This window comes from Janthinobacterium sp. GW821-FHT03C08 (genome assembly GCF_059420905.1).
Window position 1 is genome coordinate 190,681 of sequence record NZ_JBWKUP010000009.1, and the last position, 23,438, is coordinate 214,118.

A 23,438-nucleotide genomic window follows, 5' to 3' on the forward strand; every position below is an offset into this window, starting at 1 on the left:
CGCCCCTGTGGGTAAGACTGTGCATAAGCATGTTGCTAACGGGTGGGCAAGCTGAGGATAAGGCGGGATAAGTATTCGACACCGGCCAGCTTGCCAGATTCGGCGCCGGTCTTTTTATGTCAGTCAAGGTGCATGCCTGGCGGGGCGGGGTGGATGGCTTGTGGATAATGTTGTGCATAAGTGCACTGATAGCGCGGGATAACTTCGCCGCCATGGGGATTCATACGGCGATGCGCGTCTCGAACTTGCTGCGAAACGTGGAAAAATAGCTTTTCACGTTGCGCACATTGGCATGCGCGGCAAACAGGCGGTGCGCCAGCGCGTGATACGCGGGCATGTCGGCCACCTGCACCATCAGCACGAAGTCGGGGCCGGGCGAGACGCGGTAGCACTGCAGCACGGCGGGCTCGTCCGCCACGAGCTGCTCGAATTGCGCCAGGCGTTCCGCCGCCTGCACGTCGAGCGAGATTTCCACGATGGCCGTCAGGCGCGCGCCCACCAGCTGCGGCGCGACGATGGCCACTTGCCGTTCGATCACGCCGCTTTCCCGTAAATGCTTGACGCGCCGCAAGCACGTGGGCGCCGACACGTGCACCGCCTGGGCCAGCTCGCTGTTGGTTTGCGATGCATCAATTTGCAAGGCGTTCAGGATGCGACGATCGATCTCGTCGAGGATAATGTTGTGTTCGCTCATGATTTTGATGAATTGGGAAATAAATTAAGTATAAATGAAAGAATATTTCATCGCAAAATCGATGTGAAATATTCAGTCAAAAATACCATGATTTAGAAAGCATATTTCATACGCTCTGCTTTAGCATGCGTGCATTGATTAATTTTTAACTAGAGGTTTCCATGTGCGGCATCGTCGGCGCAGTTGCGCAACGTAATATCACTCCCATCCTGCTCGAAGGCTTGAAGCGCCTGGAATACCGCGGCTACGATTCCTGCGGCATCGCCCTGCACGCGGATGGCCGTTTGCAGCGTTCGCGCTCCACCTCGCGCGTGGCCGAGCTGGAAAAGCAGATCGGCGAAGAAGGCTTGAGCGGCTTCACGGGCATCGCCCACACGCGCTGGGCCACGCATGGCGCCCCTGTCTCGTTCAACGCGCACCCGCACTTTTCCCCGACGGAAGAGAATGCCCGCGTGGCACTGGTGCATAACGGCATCATCGAAAACCACGACGAGCTGCGCGCCGAACTGACGGCCTTGGGTTACGTCTTCCAGAGCCAGACGGACACAGAAGTGATCGCCCACCTGGTCGAGCACATGTACAACGGCGACCTGTTTGAGACCGTGCAGCAAGCCGTCAAACGCCTGGACGGCGCGTATGCGATCGCCGTCTTCTGCCGTGACGAGCCGCACCGCGTCGTGGCCGCGCGCCAGGGTTCGCCCCTGATCGTCGGCCTGGGCAACGGTGAAAATTTTGTCGCCTCCGACGCCATGGCCCTGGCCGGCACGACCGACCAGATCATCTACCTGGAAGAAGGCGACGTGGTCGACCTGCAACTGTCGCGCTGCTGGATCGTCGACGTCGATGGCAAGCCCGTCGAGCGCGAAGTGAAGACCGTGCATGCGCACACGGGCGCGGCCGAGCTGGGCCCGTACCGCCACTACATGCAGAAGGAAATCTTCGAACAGCCGCGCGCCATCGGCGACACGCTCGAAGGCGTGACGGGCATCATGCCGGAACTGTTCGGCGACGACGCCTATAAAATCTTCAAGCAGATCGACCGCGTGCTGATCCTCGCCTGCGGCACCAGCTCGTATGCGGGCATGACGGCCAAATACTGGATCGAATCGATCGCGAAAGTGCCCGTCAGCGTGGAAGTGGCCAGCGAATACCGTTACCGCGACAGCGTGCCGCACCCGAACACCCTGGTGGTGACGATCTCGCAAAGCGGCGAGACGGCCGACACCCTGGCCGCCCTGAAGCATGCGCGCAGCCTGGGCATGCACCATACCCTGACCATCTGCAACGTGGCCACCAGCGCCATGGTGCGCGAATGCGCCCTGGCCTACATCACGCGCGCCGGCGTGGAAGTGGGCGTGGCCTCGACCAAGGCGTTCACGACGCAGCTGGCGGGCCTGTTCCTGCTGACCCTGTGCCTGGCGCAAGTCAATGGCCACCTGTCCGAAGAGCAGGAAGCGGCGCACCTGAAAGCCATGCGCCACCTGCCCGTCGCCATCGCGTCCGTGCTGGCGCTGGAACCGCAGATCATCGCCTGGTCCGAGGAATTCGCGCGCAAGGAAAACGCCCTCTTCCTGGGCCGCGGCATGCACTACCCGATCGCCCTGGAAGGCGCCTTGAAGCTGAAGGAAATTTCGTACATCCACGCCGAAGCGTATCCGGCCGGTGAACTGAAACACGGCCCGCTGGCCCTGGTGACGAATGAAATGCCGGTCGTCACCATCGCGCCGAACGATGCCCTGATCGAGAAGCTGAAATCGAACATGCAGGAAGTGCGCGCCCGCGGCGGCCAGCTGTACGTCTTTGCCGACGTCGACTCGCACATCCACTCCGGCGAAGGCCTGCACGTCATCCGCCTGCCCGAGCACTACGGCGACCTGTCGCCCATCCTGCACGTCTGCGCCCTGCAGCTGCTGGCGTACCACACGGCCCTGGCACGCGGCACGGACGTCGACAAGCCACGCAATCTGGCCAAGTCGGTAACAGTGGAGTAAGCGGGCCGGATGCTGCCTGTTGCCTGCGGCGCAATGCCGCCGGCGACAGGCAGTCATCATCCAGAGGCCGGAACGGCGCGCGCCCTGTACTGCTCTATCCACTTCACGGACTGGGCGACCCCGCCGAAGGGGAAGAAATGCAGGCTGACCTTGCCATGGGCCGCTGTCAGGCCGCTGGCCAGGCGCTCGACAAACAGGTCCGGCCCCGCCGTGCCGAGCAGCTTGCCGATCGCGATGCCGTACTTGGACCACATTGAGGCGCAGGCGTCCACGCCGCACAATGCCGCATAGCGCGCCAGCACGGCGATGCTGGCGGGACCCGGCACGCCCACGCGCACGGGATGCTCCATGCCGCGTTCGCGCAGCGCTGCGAGCCACGTCAACACGATGTCGGCATCAAACGCAAACTGCGTGACGATCATGGCCGCCATGCCGCGCTGCTCGATGCTGCGGCACTTGCGTTCAAGCACCTCCCACTGTTCGGCTGTGCGCATGACCGCATGGCCTTCCGGATGACCGCCCACGCCGATTACCTTCACGCCCGCGCGTTCGAACACGCCGGTGGCGATCAGCGCTGCACTGTCGGAAAACGGCCCCGTCGGGGTGGACGGGTCGCCGGCGATGACGAAGCAGCGCTCGACGCCCGCTTCCGCCACCGCGCGCTGGACGAAGGACTCAAACCCGGCTAGCGAGGCGATGCGGCGCGCAGACAAGTGCGGCATGGGCTCAAAGCCCAGCCCGCGCACGGTCCGCACGGCGGCCAGCCGCGCGTCGTCGTCTTCGCGCGGCAGGTAGGGAATGGCAATGGTTGACCCGGGTATTATCCGGGGCGCCGCTGCGCGCAAGGCAGCCATGTCCTTCGTACCGACTTCCAGGGAATAGGCGTGCGTGAGGCCGCTGGCGGGCGTGGGCTGATCGGGATGCATCACGGGGCTAGCCTTGGTTTTCTGGCGCAATGGCCGGCTGGCGGGCCAGTGCGATGAAGGCGCGCACGTAGTCGATGGCCGTGTCCGTCTCGCGTGCGCCCAGGAAGATCTGCTTGGCGATGCCGCGCGCGCCCAGCCGCACCGGCACCACGTCCATCTTGGCCGCATATTCCTCGACCAGCCAGCGCGGCAGGGCGGCCACGCCGCGGCCGCTGGCTACCATCTGCAGCATGATGTCGGTCGTTTCGATGGCCTTGTGGCGCTTGGGCGTGACACCGGCCGGCAGCAGGAACTGGTTGTAGATGTCCAGGCGCTCGATGTCGACGGGGTAGCTGATGAGCACTTCCTGGCTCAGCTGCTGGGGCTGCACACAGGCCGCCCCGGCCAAGGCATGGCCCTTGGCCACGACGAGCACCTGCTCGTAGTCGAACACGGGTTCGAAGGTCAGCCCCGGCTTGTACAGCGGATCGGGCGTGACCAGCAGGTCGATCTCGTAGCCGAACAGCGCGCCGATGCCGCCGAACTGGAACTTCTGCTTGACGTCCACATCCACGTCCGGCCATGCGGCCAGATACGGCGACACGATCTTGAGCAGCCACTGGTAGCAAGGGTGGCATTCCATGCCGATGCGCAGCGCGCCGCGCTCGCCCTGCGCGAACTGGCCCAGGCGCTCTTCGGCCAGGTCCAGCTGCGGCAGCACCCGGTTCGCCACCGCCAGCAGGTACTGGCCGGCCTGCGTCAGGCGCAAATTTCTCCCTTCGCGCAGCCAGACGTCGGTGCCCAGTTGCTGCTCCAGCTTTTTCATGCTGTGGCTCAGGGCCGACTGGGTCAGGTGCAGTACGCCTGCGGCGGCCGTCAACGACCCTTGTTTCTCGACTTGCTGGACGATGCTGAGGTGGATGCGTTCAAGCATTGGAATGAGCCATATTCATGGATATATGAAATAAGACCATTATACTTCATCGATTCCCGCCGTTATCATCCATTCCCTTGCTGCCGGCATTTGTCGGCCCGCGCGCATCACCCCTATGAAAGCAAACATGACACGTCCACTGCGTTTGGTCGCCGTTTCCGGCGGGCTGCAACGCCCTTCCAAGGCCGCCGCCCTGGCAGAGCACCTGCTGGACCTGATCGCCGGCGTCGTCCCGTGCGAACAGCGCCTGGTCGAACTGGGCCAGCTCGCGCCGCAGCTGGCCGGCGCGGTTTGGCGCTCCCAGCTGCCCCATGCGGTGGAGCGGGAACTTGCGGCGGTCGAGCAGGCCGACATCCTGGTGGTGGCCACGCCCGTCTACCGCGGCTCCTACACGGGCTTGTTCAAGCACTTCTTCGACTTTATTGACCAGGACGCCCTGATCGACAAGCCCGTCCTGCTGGCGGCCACCGGCGGCAGCGAGCGCCATGCGCTGATGATCGACCACCAGCTGCGGCCCCTGTTCAGCTTTTTCCAGGCACGCACATTGCCGCTGGGCGTGTACGCCACGGACAAGGATTTCGCCGACTACCGGGTGCAGGACGAGGCCCTGCTCCAGCGCGCCGCGCTGGCCGTCCAGCGGGCATTGCCATTGCTCGCATTGACGCGCCATGCGAGACCTGCCGCCGCCAACGAAGCGGTCGCGGCTTGATACGCCTGCCACGGTCACTACGTCATACACACATTCATTTATTCGCAGCAATCAGGACAGCCGATCACCATGAGCAAAGACTTTGTATTCAGCATCAAGAGCATCGCTTTCGATGAAAACTATCATCCTTCGGACAATACGCGCCTGACGACCAACTTTGCCAATCTGGCCAGAGGAGCGAGTCGCCGGGAGAATTTGCGCAATACCTTGCGGATGATCAGCAATCGCTTCAACAACCTGGCGCATTGGGACAATCCGAAGGGAGAGCGCTACTCGGTCGAGCTCGAAATCATTTCCGTCGAGCTCAATATTGACGTCCAAGGCAGCAATATTCCGCTGATCGAGATATTGAAGCCGAATATCCTGGACAGGGAAACCGGAGAGCGCATGGCCGGCATCGCGGGGAATAACTTCTCCTCGTACGTGCGCGATTACGACTTCAGCGTGCTGCTGCCAGAGTACAACAATAATAAAGCCACCTTTGGCACGCCGGAGAACTTCGGCGATTTTCATGGAAAGCTGTTCAAGCACTTTGTCAATTCAACGACCTACAAGGAGCATTTCAGCAAGCCGCCTGTCATCTGCATCAGCGCCTCGAGCAGCAAGACCTATCATCGGACCGAGAACCGGCATCCCATACTCGGCGTCGAATATCGGCAAAATGAATTTTCGCGGACGGATCAATATTTCGAAAAAATGGGGCTGCAGGTCCGCTATTTCATGCCGCCAGACAGTGCCGCGCCGCTGGCTTTTTACTTTGTCGGCGACCTGCTGGGCGACTACACGAACCTGGAGCTGATCGGCACCATCAGCACGATGGAGACATTCCAGAAGATTTACCGGCCCGAGATTTACAACGCCAATTCGGCGGCGGGGAAGTTTTACCAGCCCAGCCTGAAGAACCAGGATTACTCGCTGACGCAAATTGTCTATGACCGGGAAGAGCGCAGCCAACTGGCGGTCCAGCAGGGGAAATACACGGAAGAGCACTTCATCAAGCCATACAAGCATGTGCTGGAACAATGGGCCGCGACCACGCTCTTTAATTAATCCCAATACACGACATCATTGATCATGAAAAAATTATTACCTACTTCGACTGCCGGCAGCCTGCCGAAACCTTCCTGGCTGGCCCAGCCTGAAAAGCTGTGGTCGCCCTGGAAATTACAGGGCGAGGAATTAGTCGAGGGAAAGCAGGATGCCTTGCTGCTGTCGCTGCAGGAACAGCAGCAGGCAGGCATCGATATCGTCAGCGATGGCGAGCAAACCCGCCAGCATTTTGTCACCACGTTTATCGAGCACCTGAGCGGCGTCGATTTTGACAAACGCGAGACCGTCAGAATCCGTGACCGCTACGATGCGAGCGTGCCGACCGTCGTCGGCGCCGTGAGCCGCCCGAAGTCCGTATTTGTCGACGACGCCAGGTTCCTGCGCCAGCAAACCACGCAGCCCATCAAATGGGCGCTGCCCGGTCCGATGACGATGATCGACACGCTGTACGACAGCCACTATAAAAGCCGTGAAAAACTGGCCTGGGAATTCGCCAGGATCCTCAATCAGGAAGCGCGGGAACTGGAGGCGGCCGGCGTCGACATCATCCAGTTTGACGAACCCGCCTTCAATGTCTTCTTCGATGAAGTCAATGATTGGGGCATCGCCACCCTGGAGCGGGCGATCGAAGGCCTCAAATGCGAAACGGCCGTGCATATTTGCTATGGCTACGGCATCAAGGCCAATACGGACTGGAAAAATACGCTGGGGTCCGAGTGGCGCCAATATGAAGAGTCGTTCCCCAAGCTGCAGCAATCGAATATCGACATCATCTCGCTGGAATGCCACAACTCGCGTGTGCCCATCGACCTGATTGAACTCATACGCGGCAAAAAAGTAATGGTCGGGGCCATCGACGTGGCATCCAATACCATTGAAACGCCGGAGGAAGTGGCCAACACCCTGCGCAAGGCGCTGCAGTTTGTCGATGCCGACAAGCTCTACCCGAGCACCAACTGCGGCATGGCGCCCTTGTCTCGTCGCGTGGCAAGAGGCAAACTCAATGCGCTCAGCGCGGGTGCGGAAATCATCCGAAGGGAAATCTCCTAGCGGGCTGGTGACATGCCCTTGCCGTATTGAGCGGGGTGTACAACTTTATTGATAATCACATCAGGTGCATGATGCAAGTGTGTGATTGACCCTGCGGGTATCCCCGCAGGGTATTGGGCAAGACGATGAAAATATCCGGGAATCCATTAAATCTTGTCTCGAACATTGAACGCTCGCCAGCTTCGGTTATCTGCTATCCCTGCTATTTCCCATGACCTTGTTCTTTGCATCGGGACGGCCGCTTACCTCTTCAGCACCTCTCTTAATCACTGCGGCCAGTCGCATCGATTGCTGACGCTCTGCGGTAGCGAGCAATGACGGCATCAGTTCGCGCGGTACCTGTCCATGTTGCAGAGCTAGCTCATAGAAGGCAATCCGCTGCGCTTCGGTGAGCGACTGTTTCTCAAGGCAACAATCTGTCGATACCGTCGCCTGCAGCGCCCACATGCCGAATACTTCGCCGCTTTCAATCGCCGTTCGTGCAACCTGTATGGCGCCATTTTCAACGGCCCAGGAAATTGCCCGGCAAGGCTGTTCGTCTTGGCGCGCAAGCTGTTCCTTTAGCCTTTTTTGCAGTTTGATGGTGAACGCCAATCCTTGCAGATTTGCTTTTTCTGCAGCCACGCATACGGCCTTGTTGGGAAAATCGGATGCATTTGCGTTGACCGCCTCCAGGAAAACTATCTCTGCATTGCGGTATTCCCCCTTGTTGACCATGAAGAGGTAGGAACCTGCCGCACGCTCAAATGCCACCTCGCGCTTGCGCGCGGCAATTTCAAAATCCTTGGGGCCAAAGATGGCCCAAACAGAGCATCCGGCGAAAGCCAACAGGCCAAGCAGCATCAGCTTCCAGAATACCTCTCCCCGGGTTCGTGCAATCAATATCAAATTCACTAATAGCGTTGTCAACCAGATAGCCGGCGCCACGGTAAAGATCAGGAACATGCCTGTGTAATGATCTTTCAATTGGAACGGGAGGATATATCCAGCCACGAATGCAGCAATCAAGGACAGCCAGAAGTAAGCTTGCAGACCGATAGCATTGCGCATATTTACTCCCATAGTGAGACTTTTTTCGTTCGCTGCTGAGGTGATCTCTGTCGCTCTGACATCTAACGTTCCAGTTATCGTTTGATCAGGATCTAATGAATTTAAATGTCCTCTACCAGCCAATGGCGGCGGCCGAACGGGCTTGCTGCAAATCCGCGCGTAGTGCTTTTAACTGTGTTTCAGAAACGTCGATACGCTCGATTCCGGCGAGAGTGACGCGCCAAGCATGGCGACGGTCGAAGACAATCGAACCATTTGGTTCTTGCACAGTGATACCAGGTGGAGCATCTTCACTGGACCAGTAGGCAATGGCACTGATGGTTGCCGGATCGGCGCCCTTAATTTCTTGGCCGCCGTAATACGCTGCATGATTGTCTGCAGCTAACTCTTCCAGCCCACCCGACGATATGGCAAGGCCATTCTTTCTAAGTACCAGCAATTCGTGAAACGTCGCTGCATCAGCACCTGGGATAGGCTGATCCCCGTGCAAGACCCAGGTGCCATCGGTATGGAAACTCGTGTAGTGCATCGATGTTTTTGGTGGGACGGGTCTTATCCTTTCAAAATCGAGAGGTGGAGTCAGTGACAGGCGGCGCCCGTGCACAAACTGATTCGTGCCATCGCTGAGAAAGGAATCGTTGCCGGGAAGGGGCGCCAGCGTTTCAAAGTCGACGGGGCCATCAATATATTTTTGAAACAGGAGCAACTCTGACACACGTGGCCGTAACAGCTCACCAGGTATTCTCTGCACAACACGGTGGACGCGGTAGATCGAATTTCCAAACTGCGTATAGTTCAGGCCGCCGAACGAACGCGTATGCAGCGTAGCCGGACAGCTACTGAAAAGACCCTCGATAAGACGGTTGTCTTCGTCAACCCAGCTAACTGTGCATGTTTTAACCGGATTCATCATTCGGCCAGCTGCCGCCAGGAACGCCAGCATGAGCACAATGCCCAAACCAACAATGAACTTTGATATATTTTGCCAAATCACTGTGCCAAGGTACTGATCTTGATATTCTGGATGGCAATCGCTGCTTTGTCTCTGGCGCACATTTCTCTATCACTGGTGCTTTTCTCCATGGATGCACACACTCGTTCGAGCAAGGTCGGAGCTTGTTTGTAGCATATGAGTTTGCTAAGCATGTCCATATCCGCAGCATACGGGATGCTGAAAGCCGATAAGTTGATATCCGTCATGAACACTGCTGACGGCATAAACCTCCTTATGCCTGCCTTAAGCCAAGCGCGCCAGCATCACCCGCAGCCGCTCCGTCATCCGTGCCCGCAAGGTCGTGTTCAGCAGCGGCGCCACCTGCGCAAAAGCGTCGGCGATGCGCAGCAGCAAGGTATCGACATGCTCCTCTGCTTGCAGGCGCGTGGCGAAGCCGAAACGGGTGTGATCGCGCAGCATGGCGTCGCGCGTGATGTCGCGGCGGCCGGCGCTCACTTGCATGACCAGCGTTTGCGGGTCGTCTTCCGTATCCGGCACGACATCGAAGGCGGGCGCGAGGCGCCAGCGCTGTGCATCCAGGTCGAACAGCACGGCGTGGTTGCGCGGATGATCGTCGTTGTTGCCGACGACACCGTTGAAGAGCATGCGGCCGAACAGCTCGATGCCGTCTTCCGGCGGCGCGCCGATGCGCCGGAGTTCTTCGGCCAGGCGGGGATAGCTGGCGCCATCGCTGTCGGCCGCCTCCATCGGCGGATATTGCACTTGCAGCAGCGAAGCGGCGCTGACCGTCATGACGCGTTGCGCGCCGCGCCGGTCGAAGCGCAGGATGCGCACGACGCTGCGTTCGGCCGTCAATGCATGGTGGCGCGTGTCGGCGAAACGCAGGCCGGCTGCCTTGCCCCATTGCATGGTCGCGTGTTCCAGCAGCGCCAGGTCGACCGTATCGGTCATCAGGCCCGGTTTCACCAACCAGTAATCTTCACCGTCCTGCACCGTGGCCTTCGGGCGTGCGCCCCCCATGCTCGGGGTGGCGAACAGGCGCTTGCGCAAGGGCGCATTGAGTGGCGGCCGGCTTTCCGCGATGGCCAGCAGTTCCTGCACCAGCGCGTCAAGCTGATGCAGCCTGGGACTGGCCAGCTTGGCAATGTTCGGTTTGGGCGTGTCGCCCACGGCCAGCGCACCCCAGCGGTCGCCGTTGCCCGACAGGCGCAGGAACTGGATGGCCGTGGCTCTTTCGCCCAGTTGGTGTTCGCGGCGTATCAGCATCTGTCCCCAGGAATCCGGACTCGCGTCGCGCAGCACGTCATGCAGGCCGCCATAGCGGCGCGCCAGGTGTTCCATGCCGGGAATGAAAGGCAGATTGACGGGATCGATGCTCCAGGACAAGCCTGCATCGGCATAGCTGGGCGCGTACAGAAAGCTGCCGATGCTGGTCTGCGCATCGAGTACATAGCGGCCCACCACTACCCACGCGCCGTTGTCGGGCCGCTGCAGATAGACAAACAAGGGACGGCTAGAAGTAGCCATCGTCGCCCTCGTTCAAGGCGGGGCGGCTGCGGATGTTGACGCTGTCCATCTGCCACAGCACCGCGTCGGGTTCCGGCGCCGTCATGGCGAGGATGCCGAGCACGTGGAAGGCGGCCAGGAACAGGCCCACGTTGACGGACGCTTCTCCCCGTTCCATGCGCTGCAGGGTGGGGTGCGAAATGTCGAGACGGGCGCACAGGTCGCGTGCCGTGATGTTTTGCTGCACGCGCTGCTTGCGCACGCACTGGCCCCATATCCTGAGCCGCTCGTTGACGAGCGTCGGCATGGCGTCTACCGGGCGGGCACGTTTTGTCATGATAGGGAAGTGAACATATTTTTTATATTGTAGTCCTTAATTGAAGAAATATGTTTCATGTCGTCTCATGAAATATGAACATAAAATTCAATTTAAGCCTTATAAATGCAATTTTATGTTCATCTATTATCCCCGGTTTCTTGCCGCACGAAAATTTCCGCCATCTATCGCAGGAGTGCGCTAGTCTGTCGCTGTTTGCCGTAAGTTCAGCAACTCCCGTAACACCCATCGCCCCGCTGCTGGCCGCCGCTGCTCTTTGCTGCTGCGCCTGCCGGCGATGCCGTTCCGCTTTCACTCGTATTGACCTGGCCGATAGGACCGCATGATTTCTTTCCGTATCCCCCATTCTGTTTCCACGCACCGGCCCTGGCGCGGCTGGCTGCTGCCGCTGCTGTTGAGCCTGCTGCTGGCGTGTTCCCTGTCCCCGCCTGCCGCCCGGGCGCAGCCCGTCGATGATGCGGCCACGGCCGACCAGCGCCTCGATGGCTTGCGCAAGCAGATCACCACCATCCAGAAGGCGCTCGATGGCGACGCCGACCTCGATGACGCGACCCTGTCGCAGATGAAGGCCGATGCGCTGGCCGCCAGCGCCGAGGCGGACAAGGTGGCCGAGTCGCTCGTGCCGACCCTGTCGAGCGTGCAGGCGCGGCTGGCCGAGCTGGGCAAGCCGGCGGCGGGGGCCAAGGAAGCGCCCGACGTGGCGGCGCAGCGCAGCCAGCTGGACCGCACCAGCAGCGCCCTCGATGCGCAGGTGAAACTGGCGCGCCTGCTGGCCGTGGAAGCGACGCAGGCCTCGGAACAGGTGTCGACGGCGCGCCGCGCGCAGCTGCAGGCGCGCCTGGGCGAGCGCACAGCCTCCATCCTGGCCGGTTCCTTCTGGAAACAGCTGCATGGCGAACTGCCGCAGAATCTGCAGCGCCTGCGGGCGCTGGAGCTGGAGTTGGCGAACGCGGCGCGCGCCACGCCGTGGTCGGCCTGGGGCGGCTTGCTGGCCGCCGTGGTGGCCGTGATCGGCGCCAGCATCTGGGCCTCGCGCTATCTGCTGGTGGTGACGGCCACGCGCGTGCCGCATGGCCGCTTGCGCCGTTCGCTGCATGCGCTGGCCGTCATCGTGCTGGCGCTGGCCACGCCGGGGCTGGTGGCGGAATTGCTGGCCATGGGCTTGCGCTGGGATGGCAGCCTGTCTGAAAAAAGCTCGACTTTCCTCAGCAGCTTGATCGGCATCATCTGTTTTGCCGGGTTTACCGCCGGGCTGGGTCACGCGCTGCTGTCGCCGCGCCGCGTCTCGTGGCGGCTGCTGCCCCTGCCCGACGCGCTGGCGCACCGCATGCGCAACTTTCCGTCCATGTTTTCCTTCATCGTCGTGCTCGTGTGGGCGACGGAACGGGTCACCATCGTCATCAATGCGGGCCTGTCCACGGCCGTGGCCGTCAACTGCATCGTGGCCCTCGTGATGAGCACCACCATCGCCTATGGCCTGATGCGCGCCGAGCGCTGCTGGCGCCAGTTGCGCGAGGCCGATCCCGCCTCCCCCGTCACGCCCTTGTGGCTGCGCTGCGTCACGGTCGTGCTGTGGCTGGCGCTGGCGTCCAGCGTCATCAGCCTGCTGATCGGCTATGTGGCGTTCGGCAGCTTTGTCGCCAAACAAATCGCCTGGGTCATCGTGGTGCTGTGCAGCACCTACCTGCTGACGGTGCTGGTCGATGACATCTGCATGCTGCTGGCGTCCACCCCGCCGCCGCCGGACGCGGCCAACCCCGTGCTGGCCACGCCCAAGGCGCGCGACCAGGCGGCCGTGCTGCTGTCGGGCATCGGCCGCGCCATCGTCGTGCTGCTGGCCCTGATGCTGCTGCTGGCGCCGTTCGGCGAAGGGCCGGGCGAGCTGTTCCAGCGCGTCGGCAAGCTGCAGGATGGTCTGGCCATCGGCGAAGTGGCGATCCGCCCGGCCGCCGTGATCCAGGCCCTGCTGGTGCTGGTGGTGGGCTTCATCGCACTGGGCCTGTTCAAGCGCTGGCTGCAGAACAGCTATCTGCCGACGACGAATCTCGATTCCGGCATGCAAGTGTCATTCATCACCCTGTTCGGCTACATCGGCGGCGTGCTGGCCGTGGCGCTGGCCCTGTCGGCGGCCGGCATCGGCCTGGAACGCATCGCGTGGGTGGCGTCGGCCTTGTCGGTGGGCATCGGTTTCGGCTTGCAGGCGGTGGTGCAGAACTTCGTCTCCGGCCTGATTTTACTGGCCGAGCGTCCCGTGAAGGTGGGCGACTGGGTGTCGCTGGGCGGCGTCGAGGGCGATATCCGCCGCATCAATGTGCGCGCCACGGAAATCCAGCTGGGCGACCGTTCCACGGTGATCGTGCCGAACTCGGAATTCATCACCAAGACGGTGCGCAACGTCACCCTGGCCAATCCGCTGGGCCTGGTGCAGGTCAAGCTGCCGCTGCCGCTGGGCACGGATGCGCAGGCGGCGCGCGCGCTGATCCTGTCCGCGTTTGTCGACAATCCCGACGTGCTCGACACGCCGGCGCCCAACGTGCAGCTCGACGGTATCGACAATGGCCTGTTGCTGTTCAACGCCACCGGCTATGCTTCGTCGCCGCGCCTGACGTCGGGCATCCGCAGCGCCCTGCTGTTCGAGCTGCTCAAGCGCCTGGACGCGGCGCATATCGCGATCGCCAAGCCCAGCACCATGGTGTTGAGCACCGTGCCGGCGCAGCCCGAGGCGCCGGTGATGTCGGCGGTGGCGCCTGCCCCCGTGCCGCCGCTGACGAGCTGATTAGCGGATCGTCGACCACAGCAGGGCCGCCAGGTACAGGCCGATGCCGAATGCCGTGTGCGCCATCAGGCTGCGCAGGCGGGCGGCGTTTGGATGGGGCGTCCTGCTGGCGGCCAGGCCGGCGCCCATGCCCGGCTGCAAGATGCAAAACGGCGCGGCCACGCTGACCAGCCCCGCCAGCAGGGCCGGCGCGAAGGTCGGCCCTTGCACCCATTCCCGTCCCACCAGCGCCAGCAGCATGGCCGCAAACAGCACGCCGATGAGGTAGTGCGCCGTCCAGCCCAGCACCGCCTCATGGCGCACGGGCGCCGCCTGGGCGATGTTGACATGGCTCAAGGTGCCGCGCGGCAAATGACCGAGCCAGCGCCCCACCAGCGCGAAGTTCAGCGAGGGGATGCACCAGTAGCGCTTCAAGGCCACGGCCCACACGTCCATCACCGCCGTCGCGCCCACGCCGATCGCCAGTGCATCGAGCCAGAGTCCATGCATATCGCCCCAATCATTCAATGAATTGCTTGAATGTTATAAGGGTGCTAGCATCCTGTCAATGAACAATGCAGAAATCGAATCCCTGGCCAGTCCGGCCGAGTTTGCCCATATTTTAGGCAGTGCGCCGCGCTTGCGCCTGCTCGAGCAGATCGCGCGCGGCGAACATGCGGTGGAGCAGCTGGTGGAGTTGACGGGCCTGTCCGTGGCGAATACCTCGCAGCACTTGCAGCAGCTGCGGCGCGCCGGTTTCGTGCAGGCGCGGCGCGACGGCAAGCGCGTGCTGTACCGCCTGGGCAGCGGCCCCGTCGTGCAATTGCTGGCCGCGCTGGATGTGTATGCCCAGCACCAGCGCAGCGAGTTGCAGGCGCTGGGCCGTGGCGACCACGTGGAAGCCATCACGGGCGACGAGTTGCTGGAACGCATGCAGGAAGCCAGCATCACCGTGCTCGATGTGCGTCCCGCGCAGGAATTTGCCGCAGGCCACCTGCCCGGCGCGCTGAATATTCCCCTGGACGACTTGCAGCGCCGCCTGGCGGAATTGCCTGCGCACCAGGACATCGCCGCCTACTGCCGCGGCCCGTATTGCGTGCTGTCCGTGCAGGCCGTGGCGGCCCTGCGCCGGCACGGCTTGCAGGCGCGCCGTCTCGGCAGCGGCTACGACGACTGGCAGGCGGCCGGCTTGCCGGTGAGCCGGGCGGCGTGATGGCGATTCCGAACAGCAAGCAGGAACTGGTCGAGGCGATTACCACCACGTACGCGAAACTGGCGCAGGAACTGGCGCGCGTGCCGCCGGCGCTGGCGCGCGATCCCGTACTGGCTGGACACGTCCAGGGCACGCGCATGAGCGTGTGCGACCTGCTCGCGTATCTGCTGGGCTGGAATACGCTGGTCCTGCACTGGCACGCGCAGCTGCGCGAAGGGAAAAGCATGGACGAGATCGCCTTTCCCGCCGAAGGTTTCACGTGGAACGCTCTGGGGGCACTGGCGCAGCGCTTCCATGCCGACTATGCTGAACTGAGCATGCCGGAGTTGCAGCAGCGCCTGGAGCAGGCGAAAGACCGGTTGCTGGCGCTGGTCGACGCGCACGACGACGCGCAGCTGTATGGCCAGCCCTGGTACACGCATTACACGATGGGACGCATGATCCAGTTCAACACGGCGTCGCCGTATGCGCATGCGCGCACGCGCTTGCGGGCCTGGCTCAAGACCTTGTAGCCCGCCGCTGCGGGCGTGCACGATTGCATCAGTACGACAAGCAACATTTCAGGCAGGATAGTGGTTTCAAGCGCAACCGACTGAAGGATCACCATGCTGACCATCGCCCTCGCCCAGCTCAACCCCACCGTGGGCGATTTCGACGGCAATGTCGCCGCCATCACCGCGCGCATGGCCCGCGCCAGCAGCGATGGCGCCGACCTGCTGGTGTGTCCGGAACTGTCGCTGTGCGCGTACTACCCGGGCGACCTGTTCGAGGACGCGGCTTTCCTGCACGGCTTGCAGCAGGCGCTGGACACCTTGCTGCAGGCCTCCACGCGCTGGCCGGCGCTCGTCACCGTCATCGGCACGGCGCGCCCGAATCCCGGCGTCGGCAAGCCTCTGTACAACGCGCTCCTGGCGATACGCGACGGGCGCATCGTGGCCGAATACTACAAGCAGCTGCTGCCCACCTACGGCATCTTCGACGAGGGCCGCCATTTCGAGCCGGGCCCGCCCGGCGCCTGCACCCTGGAGATCGCCGGCTGCAAGGTCGGCTTCATGATTTGCGAGGATGGCTGGAACGACGATGGCCGCGCCTACGCCGTCAACCCCTTCGAGGCCCTGCACGCGGCGCGGCCGGACCTCATCGTCAGCATCAACGCCAGCCCGTCCGACATCGGCAAGCGCGCGCAGCGCCACGCCGTGTTCGGCGCCGCCTGCGCGCGCGTCAACTTGCCTTTGCTCTTCGTCAACCAGGTGGGCGGCCAGGACCAGCTCGTGTTCGACGGCGCCTCGTTCGCCATGTCGCCGCGCCACGGCCTGCAATTCGAGGCGGCCCGCTTCGTCGAGGATTTTCAGCTGCTGCGCTTTGCCGATGGCGGTTTTACGCGCCGCGACGGCGCTGCGTTTGCCGTGCCGGACCCGGACGGCATCCCCGCCGTGGAATTTGCGCGCCGCCAGATCGTGCTGGGCTTGCGCGACTATGCGCGCCGCTGCGGTTTCACAACAGTCGTCGTCGGCTGCTCGGGCGGCATCGATTCCGCGCTGACCCTGGCCCTGGCCGTCCAGGCGCTCGGTGCGGATAAGGTCGTCGCCATCACCATGCCGTCCGTGTTTTCCAGCGCCGGCTCCGTCACCGATTCCGTCGCCCTGTGCGCCAATCTCGGCATCGTCCTGCACACGCATCCCATCCCCGACATCGTGGCGCAGTACGAAGCGGGCTACGCGGCGGCCTTCGACGGCAAGCTGCAGGGGCTGCCCCTGGAAAACCTGCAGGCGCGCGTGCGCGGCACGATATTGATGGAGTACTCGAACGCCTTCGGCGCCCTGCTGCTCACCACCGGCAACAAGAGCGAAATCTCGGTCGGCTACTGCACCCTGTACGGCGACACGAACGGGGGACTGGGCTTGATCGGCGACCTGTACAAGACGGAGGTGTTCGCCCTGGCGCGCCACGTGAACGCCAGCGCCGGGCGCGAATTGATCCCCGCCGCCATCCTCGACAAGCCGCCGTCGGCGGAACTGGCGCCGGGCCAGCGCGACACGGACAGCTTGCCGCCGTATCCCGTGCTCGATGAAATCCTCAAGTGGCATATCGAAGGGCGGCGCCTGCCGGCGGCCGACAGCGCGCAGGCGCTGACCTTTGTCGACCAGCTGCGCGAGACGGATGCCGGGCGCGCCCTCGTGACGCGCATCCTCGGCATGGTCGCCCGCAACGAATACAAGCGGCGCCAGGCGGCGCCCATCATCCGCGTGCGTTCGCGCGCCTTTGGCAGCGGCCGGCAATTGCCGATCGCCGCCCACTACCCCACCGGAGACGACGCATGACACTCGCCTACCCAGCCGACGCGGCCATCCTGATCGGCCGCTTCCAGCCCTTTCACAAGGGCCATGCGGGCTTGCTGCAGAAGGCGCTGGCCACCGCCACGCAGGTGGTGGTGGTGCTCGGCTCCGCCTTTCATGCGCGCAGCCCGAAGAACCCGTTTACGTGGCAGGAGCGGGCCGCCATGATCGCCGCCACCCTGCCCGAGGCGCAGCGCGAGCGCGTGCACTACGTGGCCGTGCGCGACTACTACGATGACGGCCTGTGGGCCGACGCCGTGCGGCATGCCGTGGCCGGCGCCGTGCCGCGCGCCCAGCGCGTTACCCTGGTGGCCTGCTTCAAGGACGCCACCAGCTATTACCTGCACCACTTCCCCCACTGGCAACTGCTGAACCTGGAGATCGATGCGGGCGCGCCCATTGGCGCCACCGCCATCCGCAACGTGCTGTTCGAGGCGGAAGATGTCGATGTGTCGCTGAGTGCCGTGGCGCAGCTGCTGCCCGCCGCCATCGGCCAGTACCTGAAGGCGTGGACTTTATTGCCGTGGTACGCGCCGCTGGTGCAGGAATACCGCGCCATCGAGGCCTACAAGGCGCGCTGGCGCGTGGCGCCGTATCCGCCCATCTTCACCACCGTCGACGCGCTGGTGCAGACGGGCGGCCACGTGCTGCTGGTGCGCCGCGGCGGCTATCCGGGCAAGGGCCTGTGGGCGCTGCCGGGCGGCTTCCTGGGGCCGCGCGAACGCCTGCTGCAAGGCGCCCTGCGCGAACTGGCGGAAGAGACCCAGCTGGGCGTGCTGGCGCCCACCCTCGTCGAGGCGCTGGTCGGCGTGGCCGTGTTCGACCACCCGGACCGCAGCCAGCGCGGGCGCACCATCACGCATGCGCATTATTTCGACCTCAAAACGCGCCAGCTGCCCGCCGTGACGGCCGCCGACGATGCGGCGCTGGCGCAGTGGGTGCCGGTGAGCGTCCTGCCGGCCATGGAAGAGGAATTCTTTGAAGACCACTTCCACATCCTGAACCACTTCCTGCAGCTCACGCACGAAGGGTGCTAGGGGGACAGCAGGCCCGCCGCGCCCCGGCGCGCGTCAGGATGTCACGCGCTCCCAGCCATGCCTGACGGCCGCCTTGAAGTCTTCCCACGCCGATTGGGGATAGGTGTGTTCCCAGTTGCTGCGCAATTCGGCTTCCACCTGCTCCCAGCTTTGCCCCCGGTAGCTGTCGCTGCCCGCCATCGAGTGGCCATAGCGGTAGGCGGGGTCGTAATCCTCGAAGCGCGCGCCGCTGGCCGCATACTGGCTGCGCCAGTGCACCTGGTAATCCTGCTCGTCGTCGTCGCTGGTGCGCGGCAGGTTGACGGTGCCGGGATAGTGGCGCACGGTGGCGCTGCCGCGCCCCCCTTCCTGCGGCATGCTGCCGGCAAACTGCGACGACGACGAGGTTTGCTGGTTCATATTGCCGGCGGCCGTGCCTTGTGGCGACGGCGCGCCCGACTGCATGCTGGCGCCCTGGCGCTGGCCGCTGTCGCCCGGTGCGGAGGCTGCGGCGCCGGGCCAGCCGCTGGAACGCCAGTGCTCCGCGTGCGCGTCGATATCGATGGGGGCGTAGCGCTCGACGAGGTCGGTGGCGCGCTGGATATCGGCATCGCTGGCCTCTTCCAGGGTCAGCACGACGTGGCCGCGGCGCACGGCTTCTGCGTAGATGTGGCGGTCGGCGTGGCTGCCGAACAGGTCCGTAAAGAAATGCTTGACGCTGTCGAGCAGGCTGTCGCCCTCGTCACGGCGGGCGTCGTCCGTGACGGCGGCAGCGTCGCGGCCCGCCTCGTGCAGGCGGATGTTGGCGCTGGGAAATCCTGCCGTGATCAAGTCTTGCCGCGCATGCTCGGCCATGTCGCGCTGCGCGAAAACTGCTGCCAAAGTGTGTGCCATGATGGTCTCCAATCGGTGAACAACGTCCTTTCAGTGTAGGCCGTGAAAAACGAAAGGGGCGCCCGTTTGCCCCTTGGAAATCGTTTTGTTCAACAACTGTTTACTGCGTGAATCGGCACCCTGGCGCCACGTGAAACCTCAGTCTGTCGTGCCGACAAAGGCGCGCAGGAAATCGATGAAGGCGCGTACTTTTTCCGGGATATGCTGGGTGTTTGCATACACGGCATACACGCCCTGCCCGGGGAAGACCACGTCCGGCAGCAGGTGGCGCAGGCGCCCCGCGCGCACCTCCGCTTCCACCTGCCACTGCGGCAGCAGGGCCACGCCGCAACCGCCCAGGGCAAAGCCCAGCAGGGCCGAGGCGGAGTCGGAATGGATGACGGCGTCGTCCTGTGCGGAGAAGGCGGCGGGGCCGTCCGGCGTCTGCACGTCCCAGCGCAGCGGCGAAGCGAGGCGGCTGTGCGCCAGCCAGCGCGCGCGCTGCAGCGCGTCCAGGGTGGCGATACCCGCGCCGGGCAGGCTGGCCAGGTAGGCGGGCGAGGCGACGGGCCAGATGGCGTACGGCTCGATCAGCGCGGCGCGGTAGCTCGAATCGTTGAGCGAGCCCATGCGGATGGCCAGGTCGTAGCGCCCGGCGATCAGGTCTTCGTGCGAGGACGACGACGAATGCTGGATCTGCAGCTGCGGGTGGGCGGCGGCAAAGGCGATCAGCGCGGGAATCACCGTGCGGTTGCCATATTCGACGGTGGTGGTCAGGCGCAGCGTGCCGCGCAAGCCCTGGTGGCCCTGGCGCGCCGTTTCGATGGCGCCGTGCGCTTCGCTCAGCACGCGCTGGCAATCCTCATAAAAACGCCGCCCCACGTCCGTCAGGGCCAGGCTGCGCGTGCTGCGCGTGAGCAGCGACACGCCCAGCTCCGCTTCCAGCTGTTTCAAGTTAAAGCTGACGACGGCCTTGCTCTGGCCCAGGACGGCGGCGGCAGCCGTCAGCGAGCCGGCGTCGACGATGGCGATGAAAATACCCAGGCGGTCGAGACTGATCATAAATAAATATGAGGATACATGCGGGTTAGGGGAGTTTGTCAAAATTTATTTGACAGTGTAATCGGGGCTGGCCCGTTACGCAAATGGCGTGTGGCGTTTAAGCTGGCCGTTTGCCATTCGGAGCACCATGGACTACCGCAAAAAGGTCGCCGCCATCTATCTGCTGGGGTTTTTCGTTGACCTGATCAACATGTTCATCACCAGCGTGGCCTACCCCGACATCGGCCGTGCCCTGCACGCATCGGTGGCGCAGCTGGCCTGGATCAGTACCGGCTACATCCTCGGCCTGACCATCGTCATTCCCGCCAGCGCGTGGCTTGCTGCCTATTATGGCAGCAAAACCGTGTTTATGGCCTCGTTGCTAACTTTTTTATTCGCCAGCGTGGGCGCCGGCCTGGCGCCGTCGATCGAGGCGCTGATCGCCTGGCGCTGCGTGCAGGGCCTGGGCGGCGGCTTGCTCATCCCGCTGGGACAAAGCATGACCTACCAGCTGTACCCTCCCGCGGAGCGGCCCGGCCTGTCGTCCGTCATCATGCTGGTGGGCTTGCTGGCGCCGGCCCTGTCGCCGGCCTTGGGCGGCGTGATCGTCGACAGCCTGTCGTGGCGGGCGATCTTCTATCTGAACGTGCCGTTTGCCGCCCTGGCGCTGCTGCTGGCTGCCTGCTGGCTGCGTCCCGACCCGCCCCGCGCGGCCGTGCCCCGGCTCGACGCGGGCGGCCTGCTGGTGGGCTGCGTGGCCATCCTGCTGCTGTTGCTGGGCCTGACCATGCTGGGCACGCCGGGTGATGCCTGGGCCGGCGCCGGCGTGCTGGCGCTGGGCGCCGTGTGCGCCCGGGTGTACGTGCGCGGCGCCTTGCGCAAGTCCGCACCCCTGCTCAACCTGCGCCTGGCTGCCGAACCCCTGCTGCGCGTCTCCATGCTGATGTACCTGCTGGTGCCCGGCGTGTTCATGGGCGTGAGCCTGCTGGCCATGCTGTACCTGCAGGGCGTGCTGGTCATGTCCGCCTCGGCGGCGGGCGCGCTGATGCTGCCGTGGGCCCTGGCCTCGTTTGGCGCCATTGCGCTGACGGGCAAAAGTTATCGCCGCGTGGGTCCGCAGCCGTTGTTTATCGCTGGCGCGCTGCTGCAGGCGGCGGGCATGCTGATGCTGCTGCGGGTGGACTCCGCAGGCCAGTTATTCTGGCTGGCCGGCGCGTACGCCGTGATGGGGTTTGGCGGCGGCTTGTGCAGCAGCACGGCGCAAAGCACGGCCTTTTTGCGCACGCCGGATGGACAGCTGAGCCAGGCCAGCGCCGTGTGGAATATCAACCGCCAGCTGGGCTTTTGCCTGGGCGTCGCCCTGCTCGGCGTACTGCTCAACAGCCTGCTGGCGGCACGCGGCATTGCGACGCTGGACGACCCCGCCCAGCAGGCACGCGCGGCGCAGGTGTTTCACTGGTGTTTTGCCCTCGCCGCGTGCTCGTGCGTGCTGCCGCTGGTGCTGTGCGCGCGCATAGACAACCGCGCCGTGCTGGCCCTTTTTTCTCACCCCCAGGAAGCTAAAAAATGAACGAAACGAACCGCTGTTTTGACGACGTGCTGGCCACCCATGTGATGATCCGGGAATGGCTCGGCGGCGACGCCACGGCGCCCGAATACTGTGCCGCATTGCTGGCGCGTTTTTCCCCTGATTTCACGATGATTTCGCCCGGCGGCAAGCAGCTCGATGCGGCCGGATTGGCGGCGTTTTTCCAGGCCGCCGGCGGCAGCCGCGCGGGCTTGCAGATGCGTATTGCCGACCTCGTGCTGATCCAGGAAAGCGCCGCTGGCGCCACCGTCTCCTACCGCGAATTCCAGTGCCTGCCCGGCGGTGACAGCACGGAGCGATTGTCCACCGTCGTGTATGAAAAAACGCCTGCCGGCGAGCTGCTGTGGCGCCATTTGCACGAGACGTGGACGGCAGCGGCGGGCGAATAAAACGGCAAGATGCGCGGCATTTTCCTACAGGCAGGCAAGCCGCGCGCCGGCTGCGCAGGCGGAATTATCGGCTCAATATGGGATTTTATCGACCATACACAGGAGAAGCGTGATGAACGAGAGTCCGACCAAGCCGGCAGAGCCGGGCCGCAGCGACGGCAGCGATGCCGCCAACGACGATGGCGGCAAGCCTGCCAGCGGCAACGTCGCCAGCGGCCACTGGGCCAATAACGTGATCACGCCGCAGGGCGGGCCCGACGCCGTGGAGCAGGAAAACCTGCCCACCCTGGGCCAGCCGGAACACCGCGACCACGTCAAGGGCGTTGCCCAGCAGCCGCACAGCGAAGCGGGCAAACTGGCCGACGACAGGCCGGGGCGCAACGAGTCGAAGGACGTGCACCGCTCGCTCAACCAGCACGAATGAACCGCGGTGATTCCATGCTGGAAAATCAGCTTAAATCATGTAGCGCTTTTTGCAGCGCGGGACCGGTGGAAAACTGCGAAAACACCACCTCCAGGCCCCCGCGTTCCGGCGTGCAGCACATGGGCCCGACGCGGTAGCGGGGGGCCTCGGGAAACGGCGCCAGGCGCAGCAGCGGCCAGCGCTGGCCGTCGGTGGAATACTGCACGCGGATGACGCCCTTTTCCACCGTCACGCGCAGCCAGAAACCGTCCGGCATGGCGGGCGCGATGCTGACGGCCCAATCCGATTTGTCCAAGGTCAATACGCTGCTCAACAGCAGCTGGCCGTCGGAAAATTCGACGCCGCACTTGATCCAGTTCTGCTCGTCGATGCGCACCATCATGCCGGCCTGGTCGTACAGCGCGGAGTACTGCGCCGCCACGTGCAGCTGCGCCGTAAAATCGCCGGCGATGTTCGTGCCGAAGAAGTGGCCGCTGTCGCGGATAAAACCATAGGAAGTCTTGCGCCAGAAATCCGTTTTTTCATCCGTCGTCACGCGCAATTGCGCGCCGTCGGCGGACCAGTTTTCCGGTGGATTGAGCCAGCTTCCTTGCGTGAACATCGCATCTCCTCGTAAGCAAAA

At 63.5% G+C, this 23,438-nt stretch carries 23 protein-coding genes; 12 read left to right on the forward strand and 11 right to left on the reverse strand.

Annotated features, from left to right (window positions below; genetic code table 11):
• Positions 1 to 220: 220 nt before the first annotated feature.
• Positions 221 to 694, reverse strand: a complete 474-nt coding sequence (locus tag AC07VL_RS14895) for an Lrp/AsnC family transcriptional regulator (RefSeq protein WP_494806550.1) — start codon at positions 692 to 694, stop codon at positions 221 to 223.
• Positions 695 to 855: 161 nt separating this feature from the next.
• Between AC07VL_RS14895 and glmS the strand changes: the two genes are divergently transcribed.
• Entirely contained in the window at positions 856 to 2,685 is a 1,830-nt protein-coding gene (gene glmS, locus AC07VL_RS14900; protein ID WP_494806551.1) for a glutamine--fructose-6-phosphate transaminase (isomerizing), read from the forward strand.
• 56 nt (positions 2,686 to 2,741) lie between these two features.
• Here the strand turns inward: glmS and AC07VL_RS14905 are convergent, their stop codons facing one another.
• Both AC07VL_RS14905 and AC07VL_RS14910 read right to left on the reverse strand, forming a co-directional pair.
• Positions 2,742 to 3,611 (reverse strand): methylenetetrahydrofolate reductase, encoded by an 870-nt coding sequence (locus AC07VL_RS14905; RefSeq protein ID WP_494806644.1) that lies wholly within the window; start codon positions 3,609 to 3,611, stop codon positions 2,742 to 2,744.
• A 7-nt stretch (positions 3,612 to 3,618) separates the two neighbouring features.
• Entirely contained in the window at positions 3,619 to 4,524 is a 906-nt protein-coding gene (locus AC07VL_RS14910) for a LysR family transcriptional regulator (protein WP_494806552.1), read from the reverse strand.
• Positions 4,525 to 4,651: 127 nt separating this feature from the next.
• Here AC07VL_RS14910 and msuE point away from each other — a divergent pair, with 127 nt between their 5' ends.
• From msuE to AC07VL_RS14925, 3 genes are all read left to right on the forward strand, one after another.
• Entirely contained in the window at positions 4,652 to 5,233 is a 582-nt protein-coding gene (gene msuE / locus AC07VL_RS14915) for an FMN reductase (protein ID WP_494806553.1), read from the forward strand.
• Between the two features lie 69 nt (positions 5,234 to 5,302).
• Positions 5,303 to 6,283, forward strand: a complete 981-nt coding sequence (locus AC07VL_RS14920) for a DUF1852 domain-containing protein (protein WP_494806554.1) — start codon at positions 5,303 to 5,305, stop codon at positions 6,281 to 6,283.
• A 24-nt stretch (positions 6,284 to 6,307) separates the two neighbouring features.
• The gene (locus AC07VL_RS14925) at positions 6,308 to 7,333 is read left to right on the forward strand and encodes a methionine synthase (protein ID WP_494806555.1); all 1,026 of its coding nucleotides are present in this window, start codon (positions 6,308 to 6,310) and stop codon (positions 7,331 to 7,333) included.
• 186 nt (positions 7,334 to 7,519) lie between these two features.
• On the opposite strand, the gene AC07VL_RS14930 is transcribed toward AC07VL_RS14925, so the two are convergent.
• From AC07VL_RS14930 to AC07VL_RS14945, 4 genes are all read right to left on the reverse strand, one after another.
• Complete coding sequence (locus AC07VL_RS14930) at positions 7,520 to 8,383, reverse strand: hypothetical protein (RefSeq protein WP_494806556.1); 864 nt, start codon at positions 8,381 to 8,383, stop codon at positions 7,520 to 7,522.
• Positions 8,384 to 8,495: 112 nt separating this feature from the next.
• Positions 8,496 to 9,437, reverse strand: coding sequence for a hypothetical protein (locus AC07VL_RS14935; protein ID WP_494806557.1), 942 nt, complete (start codon positions 9,435 to 9,437; stop codon positions 8,496 to 8,498).
• 183 nt (positions 9,438 to 9,620) lie between these two features.
• Positions 9,621 to 10,865 carry a type II toxin-antitoxin system HipA family toxin gene (locus AC07VL_RS14940; protein ID WP_494806558.1) on the reverse strand — a complete coding sequence of 415 codons (1,245 nt, stop codon included), beginning with the start codon at positions 10,863 to 10,865 and terminating at the stop codon, positions 9,621 to 9,623.
• Entirely contained in the window at positions 10,852 to 11,151 is a 300-nt protein-coding gene (locus AC07VL_RS14945; protein ID WP_494806559.1) for a helix-turn-helix domain-containing protein, read from the reverse strand. Before AC07VL_RS14945 ends, AC07VL_RS14940 begins: the two co-directional genes overlap by 14 nt.
• A gap of 352 nt (positions 11,152 to 11,503) precedes the next feature.
• Between AC07VL_RS14945 and AC07VL_RS14950 the strand changes: the two genes are divergently transcribed.
• Complete coding sequence (locus tag AC07VL_RS14950) at positions 11,504 to 13,957, forward strand: DUF3772 domain-containing protein (protein WP_494806560.1); 2,454 nt, start codon at positions 11,504 to 11,506, stop codon at positions 13,955 to 13,957.
• On the opposite strand, the gene AC07VL_RS14955 is transcribed toward AC07VL_RS14950, so the two are convergent.
• A complete protein-coding gene (locus tag AC07VL_RS14955) occupies positions 13,958 to 14,446 on the reverse strand; it encodes a DUF2938 domain-containing protein (RefSeq protein ID WP_494806561.1) in 489 nt (162 codons plus the stop codon).
• Positions 14,447 to 14,504: 58 nt separating this feature from the next.
• Here AC07VL_RS14955 and AC07VL_RS14960 point away from each other — a divergent pair, with 58 nt between their 5' ends.
• From AC07VL_RS14960 to AC07VL_RS14975, 4 genes are all read left to right on the forward strand, one after another.
• On the forward strand, positions 14,505 to 15,149 hold the full coding sequence (locus tag AC07VL_RS14960; RefSeq protein WP_494806562.1) for an ArsR/SmtB family transcription factor: 645 nt from the start codon (positions 14,505 to 14,507) through the stop codon (positions 15,147 to 15,149).
• Entirely contained in the window at positions 15,149 to 15,661 is a 513-nt protein-coding gene (locus AC07VL_RS14965) for a ClbS/DfsB family four-helix bundle protein (protein WP_494806563.1), read from the forward strand. The genes AC07VL_RS14960 and AC07VL_RS14965 overlap by 1 nt, the downstream gene beginning before the upstream one ends.
• Before the next feature lie 93 nt (positions 15,662 to 15,754).
• A complete protein-coding gene (locus AC07VL_RS14970) occupies positions 15,755 to 17,470 on the forward strand; it encodes an NAD+ synthase (RefSeq protein WP_494806564.1) in 1,716 nt (571 codons plus the stop codon).
• Complete coding sequence (locus AC07VL_RS14975) at positions 17,467 to 18,522, forward strand: bifunctional nicotinamide-nucleotide adenylyltransferase/Nudix hydroxylase (RefSeq protein ID WP_494806565.1); 1,056 nt, start codon at positions 17,467 to 17,469, stop codon at positions 18,520 to 18,522. The genes AC07VL_RS14970 and AC07VL_RS14975 overlap by 4 nt, the downstream gene beginning before the upstream one ends.
• 33 nt (positions 18,523 to 18,555) lie before the next feature.
• Here the strand turns inward: AC07VL_RS14975 and AC07VL_RS14980 are convergent, their stop codons facing one another.
• On the reverse strand, positions 18,556 to 19,395 hold the full coding sequence (locus AC07VL_RS14980; RefSeq protein WP_494806566.1) for a hypothetical protein: 840 nt from the start codon (positions 19,393 to 19,395) through the stop codon (positions 18,556 to 18,558).
• 138 nt (positions 19,396 to 19,533) lie between these two features.
• Positions 19,534 to 20,436, reverse strand: coding sequence for a LysR family transcriptional regulator (locus AC07VL_RS14985; protein ID WP_494806567.1), 903 nt, complete (start codon positions 20,434 to 20,436; stop codon positions 19,534 to 19,536).
• Between the two features lie 127 nt (positions 20,437 to 20,563).
• Between AC07VL_RS14985 and AC07VL_RS14990 the strand changes: the two genes are divergently transcribed.
• The 3 genes from AC07VL_RS14990 to AC07VL_RS15000 all read left to right on the forward strand — a co-directional run bounded on the left by AC07VL_RS14990 (position 20,564) and on the right by AC07VL_RS15000 (position 22,816).
• Complete coding sequence (locus tag AC07VL_RS14990) at positions 20,564 to 21,985, forward strand: MFS transporter (RefSeq protein ID WP_494806568.1); 1,422 nt, start codon at positions 20,564 to 20,566, stop codon at positions 21,983 to 21,985.
• Positions 21,982 to 22,392: a DUF4440 domain-containing protein gene (locus tag AC07VL_RS14995; RefSeq protein WP_494806569.1), complete on the forward strand. Its 411-nt coding sequence runs from the start codon at positions 21,982 to 21,984 to the stop codon at positions 22,390 to 22,392. The genes AC07VL_RS14990 and AC07VL_RS14995 overlap by 4 nt, the downstream gene beginning before the upstream one ends.
• Before the next feature lie 112 nt (positions 22,393 to 22,504).
• On the forward strand, positions 22,505 to 22,816 hold the full coding sequence (locus AC07VL_RS15000) for a hypothetical protein (protein WP_494806570.1): 312 nt from the start codon (positions 22,505 to 22,507) through the stop codon (positions 22,814 to 22,816).
• A 25-nt stretch (positions 22,817 to 22,841) separates the two neighbouring features.
• Here the strand turns inward: AC07VL_RS15000 and AC07VL_RS15005 are convergent, their stop codons facing one another.
• The gene (locus AC07VL_RS15005) at positions 22,842 to 23,417 is read right to left on the reverse strand and encodes a DUF1349 domain-containing protein (protein WP_494806571.1); all 576 of its coding nucleotides are present in this window, start codon (positions 23,415 to 23,417) and stop codon (positions 22,842 to 22,844) included.
• Positions 23,418 to 23,438 lie beyond the last annotated feature (21 nt).

What these genes read in the sequence shown, in the direction of transcription:
- AC07VL_RS14945 (WP_494806559.1), bottom strand. Translation starts at nt 11,151, where the DNA reads ATGCCGACGCTCGTCAACGAGCGGCTCAGGATATGGGGCCAGTGCGTG.
- AC07VL_RS14950 (WP_494806560.1), top strand. Translation starts at nt 11,504, where the DNA reads ATGATTTCTTTCCGTATCCCCCATTCTGTTTCCACGCACCGGCCCTGG.
- AC07VL_RS14995 (WP_494806569.1), top strand. Translation starts at nt 21,982, where the DNA reads ATGAACGAAACGAACCGCTGTTTTGACGACGTGCTGGCCACCCATGTG.
- AC07VL_RS14985 (WP_494806567.1), bottom strand. Translation starts at nt 20,436, where the DNA reads ATGATCAGTCTCGACCGCCTGGGTATTTTCATCGCCATCGTCGACGCC.
- AC07VL_RS14920 (WP_494806554.1), top strand. Translation starts at nt 5,303, where the DNA reads ATGAGCAAAGACTTTGTATTCAGCATCAAGAGCATCGCTTTCGATGAA.
- AC07VL_RS14975 (WP_494806565.1), top strand. Translation starts at nt 17,467, where the DNA reads ATGACACTCGCCTACCCAGCCGACGCGGCCATCCTGATCGGCCGCTTC.
- AC07VL_RS14910 (WP_494806552.1), bottom strand. Translation starts at nt 4,524, where the DNA reads ATGCTTGAACGCATCCACCTCAGCATCGTCCAGCAAGTCGAGAAACAA.
- AC07VL_RS14940 (WP_494806558.1), bottom strand. Translation starts at nt 10,865, where the DNA reads ATGGCTACTTCTAGCCGTCCCTTGTTTGTCTATCTGCAGCGGCCCGAC.
- AC07VL_RS14955 (WP_494806561.1), bottom strand. Translation starts at nt 14,446, where the DNA reads ATGCATGGACTCTGGCTCGATGCACTGGCGATCGGCGTGGGCGCGACG.
- AC07VL_RS14925 (WP_494806555.1), top strand. Translation starts at nt 6,308, where the DNA reads ATGAAAAAATTATTACCTACTTCGACTGCCGGCAGCCTGCCGAAACCT.
- AC07VL_RS14895 (WP_494806550.1), bottom strand. Translation starts at nt 694, where the DNA reads ATGAGCGAACACAACATTATCCTCGACGAGATCGATCGTCGCATCCTG.
- AC07VL_RS14980 (WP_494806566.1), bottom strand. Translation starts at nt 19,395, where the DNA reads ATGGCACACACTTTGGCAGCAGTTTTCGCGCAGCGCGACATGGCCGAG.
- AC07VL_RS14930 (WP_494806556.1), bottom strand. Translation starts at nt 8,383, where the DNA reads ATGCGCAATGCTATCGGTCTGCAAGCTTACTTCTGGCTGTCCTTGATT.
- msuE (WP_494806553.1), top strand. Translation starts at nt 4,652, where the DNA reads ATGACACGTCCACTGCGTTTGGTCGCCGTTTCCGGCGGGCTGCAACGC.
- AC07VL_RS14960 (WP_494806562.1), top strand. Translation starts at nt 14,505, where the DNA reads ATGAACAATGCAGAAATCGAATCCCTGGCCAGTCCGGCCGAGTTTGCC.
- AC07VL_RS15005 (WP_494806571.1), bottom strand. Translation starts at nt 23,417, where the DNA reads ATGTTCACGCAAGGAAGCTGGCTCAATCCACCGGAAAACTGGTCCGCC.
- glmS (WP_494806551.1), top strand. Translation starts at nt 856, where the DNA reads ATGTGCGGCATCGTCGGCGCAGTTGCGCAACGTAATATCACTCCCATC.
- AC07VL_RS14990 (WP_494806568.1), top strand. Translation starts at nt 20,564, where the DNA reads ATGGACTACCGCAAAAAGGTCGCCGCCATCTATCTGCTGGGGTTTTTC.
- AC07VL_RS14905 (WP_494806644.1), bottom strand. Translation starts at nt 3,611, where the DNA reads ATGCATCCCGATCAGCCCACGCCCGCCAGCGGCCTCACGCACGCCTAT.
- AC07VL_RS15000 (WP_494806570.1), top strand. Translation starts at nt 22,505, where the DNA reads ATGAACGAGAGTCCGACCAAGCCGGCAGAGCCGGGCCGCAGCGACGGC.
- AC07VL_RS14965 (WP_494806563.1), top strand. Translation starts at nt 15,149, where the DNA reads ATGGCGATTCCGAACAGCAAGCAGGAACTGGTCGAGGCGATTACCACC.
- AC07VL_RS14970 (WP_494806564.1), top strand. Translation starts at nt 15,755, where the DNA reads ATGCTGACCATCGCCCTCGCCCAGCTCAACCCCACCGTGGGCGATTTC.